Annotated in this window: 15 protein-coding genes and 1 riboswitch; of the genes, 9 read left to right on the top strand and 6 right to left on the bottom strand. The window is 71.6% G+C overall.

Features of this window, described 5'->3' with window-relative positions; translation table 11 throughout:
• The first annotated feature begins 54 nt into the window (after window positions 1-54).
• The 3 genes from BWR60_RS23620 to BWR60_RS23610 are packed head-to-tail and all read left to right on the top strand — an operon-like array spanning window position 55 to window position 2,824.
• Window positions 55-1,080 (top strand): ABC transporter permease, encoded by a 1,026-nt coding sequence (locus BWR60_RS23620; RefSeq protein WP_088153528.1) that lies wholly within the window; start codon window positions 55-57, stop codon window positions 1,078-1,080.
• Window positions 1,080-1,988, top strand: a complete 909-nt coding sequence (locus BWR60_RS23615) for an ABC transporter permease (RefSeq protein WP_179221919.1) — start codon at window positions 1,080-1,082, stop codon at window positions 1,986-1,988. The genes BWR60_RS23620 and BWR60_RS23615 overlap by 1 nt, the downstream gene beginning before the upstream one ends.
• Before the next feature lie 23 nt (window positions 1,989-2,011).
• Window positions 2,012-2,824 carry a purine-nucleoside phosphorylase gene (locus tag BWR60_RS23610; RefSeq protein WP_088153526.1) on the top strand — a complete coding sequence of 271 codons (813 nt, stop codon included), beginning with the start codon at window positions 2,012-2,014 and terminating at the stop codon, window positions 2,822-2,824.
• Between the two features lie 112 nt (window positions 2,825-2,936).
• Here the strand turns inward: BWR60_RS23610 and BWR60_RS23605 are convergent, their stop codons facing one another.
• Window positions 2,937-4,739, bottom strand: a complete 1,803-nt coding sequence (locus BWR60_RS23605; RefSeq protein ID WP_088153524.1) for an IlvD/Edd family dehydratase — start codon at window positions 4,737-4,739, stop codon at window positions 2,937-2,939.
• 191 nt (window positions 4,740-4,930) lie between these two features.
• On the opposite strand from BWR60_RS23605, the gene BWR60_RS23600 reads away from it, so the two are divergent.
• Window positions 4,931-5,542: a DUF1287 domain-containing protein gene (locus BWR60_RS23600; protein ID WP_088153522.1), complete on the top strand. Its 612-nt coding sequence runs from the start codon at window positions 4,931-4,933 to the stop codon at window positions 5,540-5,542.
• A 34-nt stretch (window positions 5,543-5,576) separates the two neighbouring features.
• Window positions 5,577-6,224 carry an HAD-IA family hydrolase gene (locus BWR60_RS23595; RefSeq protein WP_088153520.1) on the top strand — a complete coding sequence of 216 codons (648 nt, stop codon included), beginning with the start codon at window positions 5,577-5,579 and terminating at the stop codon, window positions 6,222-6,224.
• Window positions 6,225-6,227: 3 nt separating this feature from the next.
• Here BWR60_RS23595 and BWR60_RS23590 read toward each other — a convergent pair whose 3' ends face one another.
• Complete coding sequence (locus BWR60_RS23590) at window positions 6,228-6,995, bottom strand: CbtA family protein (RefSeq protein ID WP_088153518.1); 768 nt, start codon at window positions 6,993-6,995, stop codon at window positions 6,228-6,230.
• A gap of 11 nt (window positions 6,996-7,006) precedes the next feature.
• The gene (locus tag BWR60_RS23585) at window positions 7,007-7,222 is read right to left on the bottom strand and encodes a CbtB domain-containing protein (protein ID WP_088153516.1); all 216 of its coding nucleotides are present in this window, start codon (window positions 7,220-7,222) and stop codon (window positions 7,007-7,009) included.
• Window positions 7,223-7,254: 32 nt separating this feature from the next.
• Window positions 7,255-7,403: riboswitch (cobalamin riboswitch) on the bottom strand.
• Between the two features lie 188 nt (window positions 7,404-7,591).
• Between BWR60_RS23585 and BWR60_RS23580 the strand changes: the two genes are divergently transcribed.
• From BWR60_RS23580 to msrA, 3 genes are all read left to right on the top strand, one after another.
• Window positions 7,592-7,912 carry a zinc ribbon domain-containing protein YjdM gene (locus BWR60_RS23580; protein ID WP_230983158.1) on the top strand — a complete coding sequence of 107 codons (321 nt, stop codon included), beginning with the start codon at window positions 7,592-7,594 and terminating at the stop codon, window positions 7,910-7,912.
• Between the two features lie 24 nt (window positions 7,913-7,936).
• A complete protein-coding gene (locus BWR60_RS23575) occupies window positions 7,937-8,500 on the top strand; it encodes a histidine phosphatase family protein (RefSeq protein ID WP_088153514.1) in 564 nt (187 codons plus the stop codon).
• An 89-nt stretch (window positions 8,501-8,589) separates the two neighbouring features.
• The gene (msrA, locus tag BWR60_RS23570) at window positions 8,590-9,201 is read left to right on the top strand and encodes a peptide-methionine (S)-S-oxide reductase MsrA (RefSeq protein WP_088153512.1); all 612 of its coding nucleotides are present in this window, start codon (window positions 8,590-8,592) and stop codon (window positions 9,199-9,201) included.
• Between the two features lie 112 nt (window positions 9,202-9,313).
• Here the strand turns inward: msrA and BWR60_RS23565 are convergent, their stop codons facing one another.
• Window positions 9,314-10,003, bottom strand: coding sequence for an endonuclease III domain-containing protein (locus BWR60_RS23565; RefSeq protein ID WP_088153510.1), 690 nt, complete (start codon window positions 10,001-10,003; stop codon window positions 9,314-9,316).
• A gap of 6 nt (window positions 10,004-10,009) precedes the next feature.
• Window positions 10,010-10,357, bottom strand: a complete 348-nt coding sequence (locus tag BWR60_RS23560) for a TfoX/Sxy family protein (protein ID WP_088153508.1) — start codon at window positions 10,355-10,357, stop codon at window positions 10,010-10,012.
• Window positions 10,358-10,487: 130 nt separating this feature from the next.
• On the opposite strand from BWR60_RS23560, the gene BWR60_RS23555 reads away from it, so the two are divergent.
• On the top strand, window positions 10,488-11,339 hold the full coding sequence (locus BWR60_RS23555; protein WP_088153506.1) for an inositol monophosphatase family protein: 852 nt from the start codon (window positions 10,488-10,490) through the stop codon (window positions 11,337-11,339).
• Between the two features lie 192 nt (window positions 11,340-11,531).
• Here BWR60_RS23555 and BWR60_RS23550 read toward each other — a convergent pair whose 3' ends face one another.
• Window positions 11,532-12,659, bottom strand: coding sequence for a mechanosensitive ion channel family protein (locus tag BWR60_RS23550; protein WP_179221918.1), 1,128 nt, complete (start codon window positions 12,657-12,659; stop codon window positions 11,532-11,534).
• Window positions 12,660-12,705 lie beyond the last annotated feature (46 nt).

The raw sequence follows: 12,705 nt of genomic DNA, 5'->3' as shown, positions 1-12,705 counted from the left end.
ACCCCCCTCCCGCGAGGGGAGGGGGGACTCGGTTTTGTTCCATCCGAGGCAAGCATGACCACCGCCGCTACAGCCCTGCGCGGCGCCGCGACCTCCTCCGTGCTGTGGGCGATCCTCGGCGGGCTCGTGATCGGGGCGCTGATCACCCTGGCCGCCGGGCATGATCCGGTCGCGGTCTATGGCGAGATCCTGAGCGGCGCCCTGGTCGGGCCGAACCTGACGGAGACCATCGCCCGGGCCGTGCCGCTGGTCGGCATGACCCTGGTGGCCGCGATCCCGCTGCGCGGCGGCATGGTCAATCTCGGCGGCGACGGGCAGCTGGTGCTGGGCGGGCTGGTGGCGGCTGTGGTGGCGTTGTACCTGCCGGCCCCCGGCGAGGTCCGGCTCGTGGCCGCGATCCTGGCCGCCATGGCCGTCTCCGGCGCCTATGCCGCGCTGGCGGCCTGGGGCGAGATGCGGTTCGGCGTGCCGCTGCTGATCTCGACCCTGCTGCTCAGCTACCCGGCCCGCGGCGTCAGCTCCTACCTGGCGCGGTTCCCGCTGCGCGACCCGTCGACCGGCATGCCCGAGACCCACCGGGTCGAGGAGGCGGCGCGGCTGCCGGTGCTGGTGCCGGGCACGCCGATCACCTGGGGCCTGGTCCTGCTGCTGCTGGTGATCGCCGCGGTGGTGTTCGCCGACCGGCGCGGCACCGGCGGCTACGAGCTGCGGCTGCGCGGCCTGAACCCGCGCTTTGTCGCCTATGGCGGCGTCGATCTCGGCCGCCAGACCGTGCGCACCCTGTTCGCCAGCGGCGCCGTGGCCGGGCTGGTCGGCGCCATGCTGGTGCTGGGCGACCAGTTCCGCTTCACCGACAACGCGCTGCTGTCGCCGGCCTACACCTGGTCCGGGCTGATGGCGGCGCTGCTGGCGATGGGCGAGCCGATCGGGGCCGTCTGCGCCGGGCTGTTCTTCGCCGCGCTGCAGACCGGCGGCTTCGCCATGGAGCGGGCGACCGAGGTGCCGCGGGTGCTGACCCTGGTGCTGCAGGCGGTGATCATCCTGCTGCTGGCCATGCGCCACGGCCTGAGGCGAAAGTGATGGACTGGCTGTCGCTGTTCAACGCGGTGCTGTTCGCCCAGACCATCCAGGCGGTGACGCCGATCCTGCTGGCCGCGCTGGCCGGGGTGCTGTGCGACCGCGCCGGCGTGTTCAACATCGCGCTGGAAGGCCAGATGCTGATCGGCGCCTTCTGCGCCATCGCCGGCACCTGGGCCACCGGCAGCGTCGCCGGCGGGCTGCTGGTGGCCCTGGCCGGAACCATGGCGTTCTCCGCCATCCTGGCCTTCGGCTCGACCTGGTTCCGTGGCGACCCGATCGTCATCGGCATCGGCCTCAACCTGCTGGCCTCGGGCCTGACCGCCTTCCTGCTGCGCATCCTGTTCGGCGTCTCCGGCGTCTTCACCGACCCGACCATGCAGGACCTGCCGCGCGTGGTGCTGCCGCGGATCGCGGCGGTGCCCTGGTTCAACCGCGTCTTCGGCAGCCACACCGTGCTGACCTGGGCGGCCTGGATCCTGGTGGCGGTGATCGCCGTGTTCCTGTTCCGCACCGTCTGGGGCCTGCGGCTGCGCGGGGTGGGGGAGCGGCCGGACGCGGCGGAGACGCTGGGCGCCGGCGTCGCCCGCATCCGCATCGCCGCGGTCTTGGCCGGCGGCGCGCTGTGCGGCCTGGCCGGGGCGCAGCTGTCGCTCGGCAGCGTCACCCTGTTCGCCGAGGATATGAGCGCCGGGCGCGGCTGGATCGCGGTGGTGGCGGTGATGCTGGGCCGCGGCCATCCGGTCGGCGTCGCGCTCGCCTGCCTGCTGTTCGGCTTCGCCGATGCCGCCGGGCTGCGGCTGCAGGGCCGGGGGCTGCCGAACCAGCTCACCGATATGGCACCCTATGTCATCACCCTGGTCGCGCTGGTGATCGCCCGCGGGCGGCGCCGGCGCGGGGCCGTGGCCTGAACGCCCGAAGAGGAGACGCCGCGATGGAAGACCCCTATGTCCTGGCGGAAGCCGCCGCTGCGGTCCTGAAGCAGAAGCTCGGCGCCGACCATCACGCCGCGATCGTGCTCGGCTCCGGCTGGGGCCCGGCGGTGGACCGGATCGGCGAGACCGTGGCCGAAGTGCCCTTCGCCGAGATCCCGGGCTTCCCGCCGACCACGGTGCTGGGCCACAAGGGCGTGTTCCGCAGCGTCAGGGCCGGCGACCGGCGCATCCTGGTGATGGCCGGCCGGGTGCATCTGTATGAGGGCCATCCGCCGGCCAAGGTGGTGCACGGCGTGCGCAGCGCGGTGCTGGCGGGCACCGGGATCGTGATCCTGACCAATGCCTGCGGCGGCCTGCGGCCGGGCATGACGCCGGGCGAGCCGGTGCTGATCCGCGACCACATCAACTTCACCGGCGTGTCGCCACTGTTCGGGCCGAATCCCGACCGGCTGGGGCCCCGCTTCGTCGACCTGACCGGCTGTTACTCGCCCCGCCTGCGCCAGGCGGCGCAGGCCCTGGACCCGACCCTGACCGAGGGCGTCTATGTCGGCTTCCCCGGCCCGATGTTCGAGACGCCGGCCGAGATCCAGATGGTCGGCCGCTGGGGCGGCGACATGGTCGGCATGTCGACGGTGCTGGAGGCGATCGCCGCCCGCCATCTCGGCGCCGAGGTGCTGGGCCTGTCGCTGGTCACCAACCTCGCCGCCGGCCTGCCGGGCGCCGACCTCGACCACCACCACATCCTCGACGTGGCCAAGGGCACGGCGGAGCGGATGGGCGGGCTGTTCCACGACCTGGTAAGAGCCATCTGATACCGCTAGCCCGTCATTGCGAGCGCAGCGAAGCAATCCAGGGGCCGCTCGCATTGGCCCCTGGATTGCTTCGTCGGCTTCGCCTCCTCGCAATGACGGCGAGTGGCGATGGCTAGTGGTTGTTGCGCGGCACGCCCTTGGTCTGGGCGACGCGCTGGTACTTCAGCGCCGGCTTCAGCGCCATGCCCTCGGCCAGCTGGTCGGTCAGGGCACGCTGGATCTCCTGCCACGGCGTCTGATGGTCCGGGTACTTGAAGCCGCCCTGGGCCTCCAGCTCGGACCGACGGCGCGCCAGCTCGTCATCCGAGACCAGCACGTTCACGCTGCGCTGGCGCAGATCGACCCGGACCTTGTCCCCGGTCTTCAGCAGGGCCAGGCCGCCGCCCGCCGCCGCCTCGGGCGAGGCGTTCAGGATCGAGGGCGACCCCGAGGTGCCGGACTGCCGGCCGTCGCCGATGCAGGGCAGGGCATGGACGCCCTTCTGGATCAGCCGCGCCGGCGGCTGCATGTTCACCACCTCGGCCGCGCCGGGATAGCCGATCGGCCCGGTGCCGCGGATCACCAGGATCGAGAAGGCGTCGATCTCCAGCGCCGGATCCTCGATCCGGTGGTGGTAATCCTCCGGCCCCTCGAACACCACGGCCTTGCCCTCGAACGCCTCGGGGTCCTGGGGGTTCGACAGATAGCGGTCGCGGAACTCCGGCGAGATCACGCTGGTCTTCATGATCGCGCTGTCGAACAGGTTGCCCTTGAGGTTCAGGAAGCCGGAATGGGCCTTCAGCGGCCGGTCGACCGGGCGGATCACCTCATGGTTCAGGGTCTCGACGTCGCGGCAATTGTCGCCCATCGTGCGGCCGTTGACCGTGACCGCGTCCGGATGCGGCAGCAGGCCGGCCTTCAGCAGCTCGGCGACCACGGCCGGCACGCCGCCTGCCTGGTGGTAGTCCTCGCCGAGATACTCGCCGGCCGGCTGCAGGTTGACCAGCAGCGGGATCTCGTGGCCGACCTTCTCCCAGTCGTCATTGTCCAGCGGCACGCCGAGATGCGCGGCGATGGCGTTCAGATGGATCGGCGCGTTGGTCGACCCGCCGATGGCGGAGTTGATGACGATGGCGTTCTCGAACGCCTGCCGGGTCATGATGTCGGACGGCTTGATGTCCTGCTCGACCATCTCGACGATGCGCTGGCCGGTCTCGTAGGCGATCTGGCCGCGCTCGCGATAGGGCGCCGGGATGGCGGCCGAGCCGGGCAGCTGCATGCCCAGCGCCTCGGCCAGCGAGTTCATGGTCGAGGCCGTGCCCATGGTGTTGCAGTAGCCGACCGACGGGGCCGAGGCGGCGACGATGTTCATGAACTCGTTGTAGTCGATCTCGCCGGTGGCCAGCCGCTCACGCGACCGCCAGACGATGGTGCCGGACCCGACCCGCTCGCCCTTGTGCCAGCCGTTCAGCATCGGGCCGACCGACAGGGCGATCGCCGGGATGTTGACGGTGGCGGCCGCCATCAGCAGCGCCGGGGTGGTCTTGTCGCAGCCGACCGTCAGCACGACGCCGTCGAGCGGATAGCCGTACAGCAGCTCGACCAGCCCCAGATAGGTCAGGTTGCGGTCCAGCGTGGCCGACGGGCGCTTGCCGGTCTCCTGGATCGGGTGGCAGGGGAACTCGAACGGGATGCCGCCGGCGGCGCGGATGCCGGCGCTGACCCGCTTGGCCAGCTCGAGGTGATACCGGTTGCAGGGCGACAGGTCCGACCCGGTCTGGGCGATGCCGATCATCGGCTTGCCGGACTGGAGCTCCTCGCGCGTGATCCCGAAATTCAGGTAGCGCTCGATATACAGGGCCGTCATCCCCGGATCGTCGGGGTTGTCGAACCACTGCTGGGACCGCAGGGTCCGGGATCGGTCTTGGCCGGCCATCGTTTGTTTTCCTCCACGCACCGCTCGTTGTCGGCGCTGACTGCAACGTAATTGTACGACGATATACTATGGCACCGGGCCGGGTGCCAGATACAGATGGATTCGCGAGGCGCCGGACGATGCTGAGCCTGCCCTGATCCCGCCATCTCCCGGTGCTGGGATGCGGCCGGTCCATGGGCGGGGAGGGTGGCATGATCGGTCGGCGTCGGATGCTGGTGGGCGCGGCCCTGGCCGCCGGGCTGGGCCCGGCCCTTCGCGCCGCCCGGGCGGCGGCGCCGGCGGACTGGCCGGCGCGACTGGCGGCGGCGGCCGAGGCGCAGATCGGCGTGACCGTGACCTACGACCCCGCCTATGCCCGGCTGGCCTATCCGGGCGGGGACGTGCCGCGCGACCGCGGCGTCTGCACCGATGTCGTCATCCGCGCCTATCGCGACGCCTTCGGCATCGACCTGCAGCGCCTGGTGCATGAGGACATGCGCGCGAACTTCGCCCGCTATCCCCGCGCCTGGGGCCTGTCGCGGCCGGACCCGAACATCGACCACCGGCGGGTGCCGAATCTGCAGGTTTTCTTCCGCCGCCGGGGCCGGGCACTGCCGGCCGACGCCGCGCCGGCCGGCTTCGCCGAGGGCGACCTGGTGACGCAGATGCTGCCGGGCAACCTGCCGCACATCGCCGTCGTGACCGGCCGGGCCGGCCCCAGCGGGGCGCCGCTGGTGGTGCACAACATCGGCGGCGGGGCGCGGCGGGAGGATCGGCTGCTCGACTTTCCGGTCACGGGCCGCTACCGCTTCATCACCGGCTAGGCCGGCGCGGTTCCCCCAAGCAGGCAGTTCCAGCATGAAAGCCGCCATCTTCGATCTCGACGGCACGCTCGTCGACAGCGCGCCCGACATCGCCCATGCGGTGAACCTCATGCTGGCCGATCGCGGCGCGCCGGCGCAGGAGGTGTCCTTCATCGAGACGCTGGTGGGGGAGGGGGCGCGGATGCTGGTGGTCAAGCTGCACCGCGCTTTGGGCCTGCCGGACGCCGATGTCGACCGCGACACCCGGATCTACCTGGACCACTACGCCGCCCGGCCGGTGGCGGACTCCACGCTCTACGCCGATGCGGCGACCGCCCTGCCGGCGCTGCGGGCGGCCGGGATCAAGCTCGGCGTCTGCACCAACAAGCCGCAGGTGCTGGCCGAACAGGTGCTCGACCGGCTCGGGCTGCTGCCGCATCTATCGGCGGTGGTCGGCGCCGACACCACGCCGCATGTGAAGCCGGACCCGCGGCCGCTGCTGCACACGCTGGATCTTCTGGGCGTGGCGTCGGGCGAGACGGTCTATGTCGGCGACACCGGCATCGACCTGGCCTGCGCCCGGGCGGCCGGGGTGCCCTGCCGGATCGTCGACTGGGGCACCGGCCGGGCCGTTCCGGTGGAGGAGCCGGCGCGGCTCAGGCGCTTCGCGGACCTGCTGCCGGCTGCGGTCACGGCCGGCTGAGGCTCACCGCGAGAAGGCCAGGCGCCCGTTGCCGCGGCGGGCGAAGGACCGCTCGGCCAGGGCGCCGAAGGCCAGGCCGATGGTGGTCCACAGCACCGCATGCATGCCCAGCGAGGCGATGCGGAACTGCCACAGCAGGTCGGCCGGGAAGCCCTCCGGCACCTCGTTCACCGCCGGCAGCGCGATCTGCGCCACGGCGATGACGGCGATGTAGATCGCGCCGGCGATGATCCCGGCGGTCCAGCCGCCATGGCGCCGGGCCAGGCCGAGGGCGAGGTTGACCGCCAGCACCAGGGCGGCGACGGAGATCGCCAGCATGATGAAGAACAGGCTGGTGCGCTCGCCGATCGTGTCCGGGTTGCCGACGGCGGGCGCACCAGCCNGGTATTTCAGATCGGGCACCACCACCAGGGCAACGAAGGCGGCCAGCGCCAGCAGCGCCGCGGTGGCGCGGGCGTCCAGGCGGCCGACCCGGCCATAGGTGAAGGCGAAGACCAGCGCGAACAGCCCGCCGACTGCGGCGCCGTAGACCACGGCGCCGGTCAGCAGCCCGAGGCCGGCCTGGGTCTCGCGGCTGACCAGCTCCGGCTCCTCCGGCTCGGCGGCCGGGGCCGCGGCGTGGTCGCCATGCTCATGCGAATGGCCCAGCGTCCCTTCCAGGGCGATGGCCCGGTCCACCTGCGGTTCGCCGAAGATCCGGGCGAAGCCGAAGGCCAGCAGCCCCGCCAGCACGCCGACCAGCATGCCGCGCAGCAACAGGCTTCCAACCATGGCGGTTGGCCTCAGTGGCAGGGGAAGCCGAGGAGGTGGCGGCCGTCATGCACGAATTCGTGCACATAGCTGCCGGAGAAGAGGGAGGTCGCGCCCTGCTCGGCGCCGACGAAATACACCGCCAGCAGCAGGATCAGCCCGGCGAACACCGCCCAGGGCAGCACCTCGCCGACCGGGATCGGTCCGACGGGAACGGAAATGGGACGTGCGGCGGTAAGGTCGGACATGATAGCGCTCCCCTGGGATTCGCGTCCCGTTGATATGCACCCGGGCCATGACGGGGTCTGACTCCCGGACCAGCATCAAAGACGCCGTCCCGGTCACAGTGGCGCGACCGTGCCGGAATTGCACCGGCTTCCGCATCCATGGCGAACCGGCGCAGCATGGGTCGCGGCCCGGCTTCTGTCAATCGAAGCCGCTCTGCCGGCGGGCGGTTTCGCCGAGGGCACGGAGCGTCCTGCTGCGCAGGGTGAAAGGGTCTTCTGTCGCGGATATCGCCCGGTCTGGGCGGGGTGCTATAAGCGGCGCCGCCGGGACCATCCTGCGGATCGAACCTTGCAGCGCTTGCCGGGCACCGGGCCGATCGGGAAAAGACCTTGCTGACGACAGAGGCGAATGTGGCCGACGAGAACGACGAGTATGTTTACGACGAGGCGACCGGCGAGTGGCGTCCGGCCGCGGAGGTGGCCGCCAGCACGGATCGGCTCGTGGTCCGCGACGCTGCCGGCAACGCCCTTGCCGATGGCGATTCGGTGACTCTCATCAAGGATCTGAAGGTGAAGGGAACCAGTCAGACCCTGAAGCAGGGCACGGTCATCAAGTCGATCCGCCTCACCGACAACGTCGAGGAGATCGACTGTCGCACCGAGGGGATCAAGGGCCTTGTCCTGCGCACGGAATTCGTGCGCAAGCGATAGCGCATCCAGGCGGGCGTCCTCGGCATGCCGACCCGACTGACCCTGATCTGCCACGGCGCCACCGCCGCCACCCGGTCCGGGGCGTTCCCGGCCGACGAGCCGCTGGAGGACCGCGCCCTGCTGCGCGCGGCCGCGCTGAAGCCGGCGATCCGGCGGGCCGACCGGGCCTGGACCAGCCCGGCGCTGCGGGCGCGGCAGACGGCGGCGGCGCTGGGGCTCGACGCGGCGGCGGAGCCGGCGCTGCGCGACGCCGATCACGGCCGCTGGGCCGGCCGGCGGCTCGAGCAGGTCCAGGCCGAGGAGCCGGAGGGCGTCATCGCCTGGCTGGCCGATCCCGACGCCGCCCCGCATGGCGGCGAGGCGCTGTCGGACCTGCTGCGCCGGGCCGCCGCCTGGCTCGACGCCCGGGCCGGCGACGGCGGCCACGGCGTCGCCGTCACCCATGCGGCGGTGATCCGGGGCGCGCTCCTGCATGTGCTGGAGGCCCCGGCCTCGTCCTTCTGGCGCATCGACATCGCGCCGCTCGGCGTCACCGAGCTGAGCCATGACGGCCGGCGCTGGGCCTGGCGCGTCTCAAGCCTGCCCTGACGGCCGGGGGGCTTGTCCCGCCGGGGGCGCGATCTCATCCTTTGGGAAGCAACGCAGTCGCGGCCGCGTCCGGCCGCCGGAGACATGCCATGGCCCTGAAGATCGATCCCTGGACCTTCCCCGCCCCCGAGCTGGACCCGCCGCAGCAGGGCCGCCATTCGATCGTGCTGGGCGGCGGCTGCTTCTGGTGCACCGAGGCCGTGTACAGCCAGCTGGACGGCGTGCTGTCGGTGCGGCCCGGCTATGCCGGCGGCACCCGCGAGACAGCCGACTATCGCACCGTCTGCACCGGCACCACGGACCATGTCGAGGTGATCGAGGTCGCCTACGACGCCGGCACGATCAGCCTGGGCCAGATCCTGAAGCTGTTCTTCTCGATCGCGCACGACCCGACCCAGAAGGACCGCCAGGGCAACGATGTCGGCCGCCAGTACCGCTCGGCGATCTTCACGGCCGACGAGGCGCAGAAGCAGGTGGCCGAGGCCTATATCGCCCAGATCGAACGCGACCGGCTGTTCGACGCGCCGGTGACGACCGAGGTGGTGCCGCTGGAGGCCTTCTTCGAGGCCGAGGCGTACCATCACGACTATGCCGCCCGGAACCCGAACCAGCCCTATATCCGCGCGGTCTCGACGCCGAAGGTCGAGAAGCTGAAGGCGGTGCATGGCGACATGCTGAAAGCGTCGGCCAAGGCGGGCTGACCGAACCGTCATTGCGAGCGCAGCGAAGCAATCCAGGGGCCGGTGCGCACCGGCCCCTGGATTGCTTCGTCGGCTTCGCCTCCTCGCAATGACAATCACCGGGCCGACAACTTCATACTCCCCTGCGCGGGCACAGGTCGCGCAGCGGGCAGCCGTCGCAGGCCGGGGCGTGGGCGGTGCAGACGGTCTGGCCCAGCAGCTTCATCAGCCGGTGAAGCTCGGCCAGGTCCTCGGCGTCCCACGCCTCCGGCAGCTGGCGCATGAGCAACTCGTGGCCGGCGTCGAAATCGGCATCGACGGGCAGCAGCCCCAGACGGCCGCCGAGCCGCAGCAGGTGCCGGTCGACCACCAAGGCGCGCTTGCGCAGCGTGCTGAAGTTCAGCACCGCGGCGGCGATCTTCGACCCGACGCCGGGCAGGCGGCGCAGCCATTGCATCGCCGCCTCCTCGTCCAGATCCGCCAGGTGGTCGAGGGACAGGCGGCCGGTGCAGGCGACGATCATGCGCAGGGCCTGCGGCAGCTGCCCGGCCTTCGCATCCGCCAGGTTCACCGGCCAGATGATGCGCAGCACCGCGCGGGGCGATTCCTCGCACAGCCAGTCCCAGGACGGGTACTGCCGGCGCAGCTCCCGGAACACGCGCAGCGACACCTCATCCCGGGTCTTGGAGCCCAGCATGCTGCGGACCAGCTGGCTGACCGGGTCGCGGCGCCGGGCGCCGCGCCGGGGCCCGAGCCGCGCCAGCAGCCGGTCGCGGATGCGGGGCAGGGGCGGATCGTCGTCGAGGGCGAGGGACAGCTGCATGGCCGGTCACCGGGCGCGGGAGCCGGCGACCCGGTGCGCGGCGGCCAGCGCCGACCGGGCCCAGTCGATCAGCTCGTCGGGCTCGTCGAACAGCCGGTCCGGCACGCGCCAGAAGGACAGGTCGATGACGCGGCCCTGCTTCTCGTAGCTGAGCGGCGGGTGGCTCTCAGCCTCCTTGAACGCGGCACGGTTGTGGTCGTCCACCCGCAGATACAGGGCGTCCTCCGCCACCACGCCGAACATCACGCCCTCGCAGAACAGGCCGGTCGCGCCGAACATGCGCCGGGGCGTGATCGGGCCGAGCGGCGCGATCTGGTCGCGCAGGAAGTCGATGAAGCTGTTACGGGCCGCCATGCTCGATCCCCGAGGAAAGGCGATGGCGGATGTTAGGAACAAAAAAAGAACATGGCAAGCGAGATTCGACGCCTTGGCCACCTGCGGGCCGCATGGGATAAGGAGCCACGATCCCACGCCGAGACCCGCCATGCTTCGACCGCCCGCGCTGCCCGCCGACACCGCCGCCCTGGCCCCGACCGACCGCAGCTGGCGGATGCTGGCGGCGGCGCTGGCCGGGGCCGAGGCGATCCGGACGCTCCGGGCCGATGCCGGGCGCTGGGAGGGCGCGGCGCTGGAGCGCAAGGGCGCGCGCGACTTCGTCACCGCCGCCGACCGGCGGTCCGAGGCGGCGGTGGCGGCGTCGCTGTCCGCCGCCTTCCCGGACCACGCCATCACCGGCGAGGAGGGCACGGCGATCCGGCGCGAGGGGGGCCGCGAGGGCGCCGGCACCTTCCTGGTCGACCCGATCGACGGCACCACCAACTTCGCCTGGGGGATGCCCTTCTTCGGCATCGCCATCGCCCTGGTCGAGGGCGGCGAGACGGCGGCCGGCGTGGTGCTGGACCCCAGCCTGGGCGAGGCCTTCGTCGCCGAGCGCGGCCATGGCGCCTTCCTCAACGGCCGCCGGTTGCGCATCGACCGGGCGGTGGCGCCGGAGGAGGCGCTGGTCGGCGCCAGCCTGCCGATCCCCGGCCAGGTGCGCAGCATCGATGTCGAGGCCTATCACCGGGCGCTGCGGGCGGTGATCGACCGCGCCGCCGGGGTGCGCCGGCTCGGCTCCGCCGCGCTCAGCCTGTGCTATGTCGCCGCCGGCCGGCACGACGCCTTCTTCGAGGATGGCCTCTCGCCGCTGGACTACGCCGCCGCGGTGCTGGTGCTGCGCGAGGCCGGCGGCGTCGCCACCGGCTTCGACGGCGGCCCGATCCCGGCGACCGGCGCCGTGCTCGGCGCCAATGCCGGGCTGCATCCGTGGCTGGTCGGGTTGCTGAGCGGCAGTTAAAGCCAACTGATCCGGAATCGGACTTTTGCGTTGCCTCTCCCGCTTGCGGGAGAGGTCGGAGACGCGAAGCGGCTCCGGGTGAGGGGAGTTTGTCGAGGCCGGGACCAGCCCTCACCCGGTCGCCCTGCGGGCGCCCGACCTCTCCCGCCAGGCGGGAGAGGCAACGCGAGGAACGTCAAGACCGACCCTGCTCTAGCCCCGGCTGCCCGCCCGTTGGAGCACCGCCTCCTGGGCTTCCTGCACCTCGCCGCGCCAGCGGGGCAGGGCGTGCGGATGGGCCTGCTGCAGCCAGCCGATCATCTTCTCCCGCACCTCGCAGCGCAGGTCGAAGGTGCGGCCGGAGGTGCGGGCGCTGACCAGGATGCGGACCTCCATCACCTGCTCGCGGAAGTCGGTGACCTGCAGCCCGGCGACCTGGCGGTCCCACAGCGGCGAGGCCTTGGCGATCTCGTCCAGCTTGCGCCGCATCTCCTCCACCGGCGCGGTGTGGTCGAGATAGAGGAAGACGCTGCCGATCAGGGCCGAGCTCTCGCGCGTCCAGTTCTGGAACGGCTTCTCGATGAAATAGCTCAGCGGCAGCACCAGCCGCCGCCAGTCCCACAGCCGGACCACGACATAGGTCGAGGTGATGTCCTCGACATTGCCCCATTCATTCTCGACCAGGATGGCGTCGTCGAGGCGGATCGGCTGGGTCATCGCCAGCTGGATGCCGGCGAAGACGTTCTTCAGCACCGGCTGCAGCGCCAGGCCGATGACGAGCCCGGCGGCGCCGGCGGAGGCCAGCAGGCTGATGCCGTATTGCCGCACCTCCTCGAAGGTCATCAGCGCGGCGGAGAGGGTGACCATCACGATCAGCACCGCCGCGACCCGGCGCAGGATCCGGGTCTGGGTGACGTGCTTGCGCGCCAGCAGGTTGTCCTCGGCGTCGAGGGTGAAGCGGCGCAGATAGACGGTCATCCAGATGTGCAGCGCGGTCAGCGCCACCCAGCCGAGCAGGGCGATGAAGGCCAGCAGCAGGATCTGGCGGACGATGCCGAGCTGGCCATCGGTCAGCGGCGCGATGGTGGCCGTGGCCGAGATCGCCACGATCATCGCCGCCAGCCGCGTCGGCCCTTCGGTCCGCGACACCAGCGACCGCCAGAACAGGTCCTTCAGGTCCTTGCCGGCGACGATCCCGGTCGCGATCCGGAACAGGATGCGGTGGACGGCCCTGGCGACCACCACGGCCAGGGCCAGCAGGCCGAGGCTGATCGCCCAGGCCGGCATCCAGGGCAGCTGGGCCTGGAACCAGTCCAGCCAGCGGTCGATGGTCTCGGTCATCGGCGGTTCCCGTCCGTGTCCCTCTGCATGGCAATGCGGAGGGACG

This window comes from Inquilinus limosus, from assembly GCF_002195995.1.
GTDB classification, from domain to species: Bacteria; Pseudomonadota; Alphaproteobacteria; order DSM-16000; family Inquilinaceae; genus Inquilinus; species Inquilinus limosus_C.
Note: the sequence above shows the minus strand (reverse complement) of the source record. Positions and strands in the feature narration are given on the sequence as shown.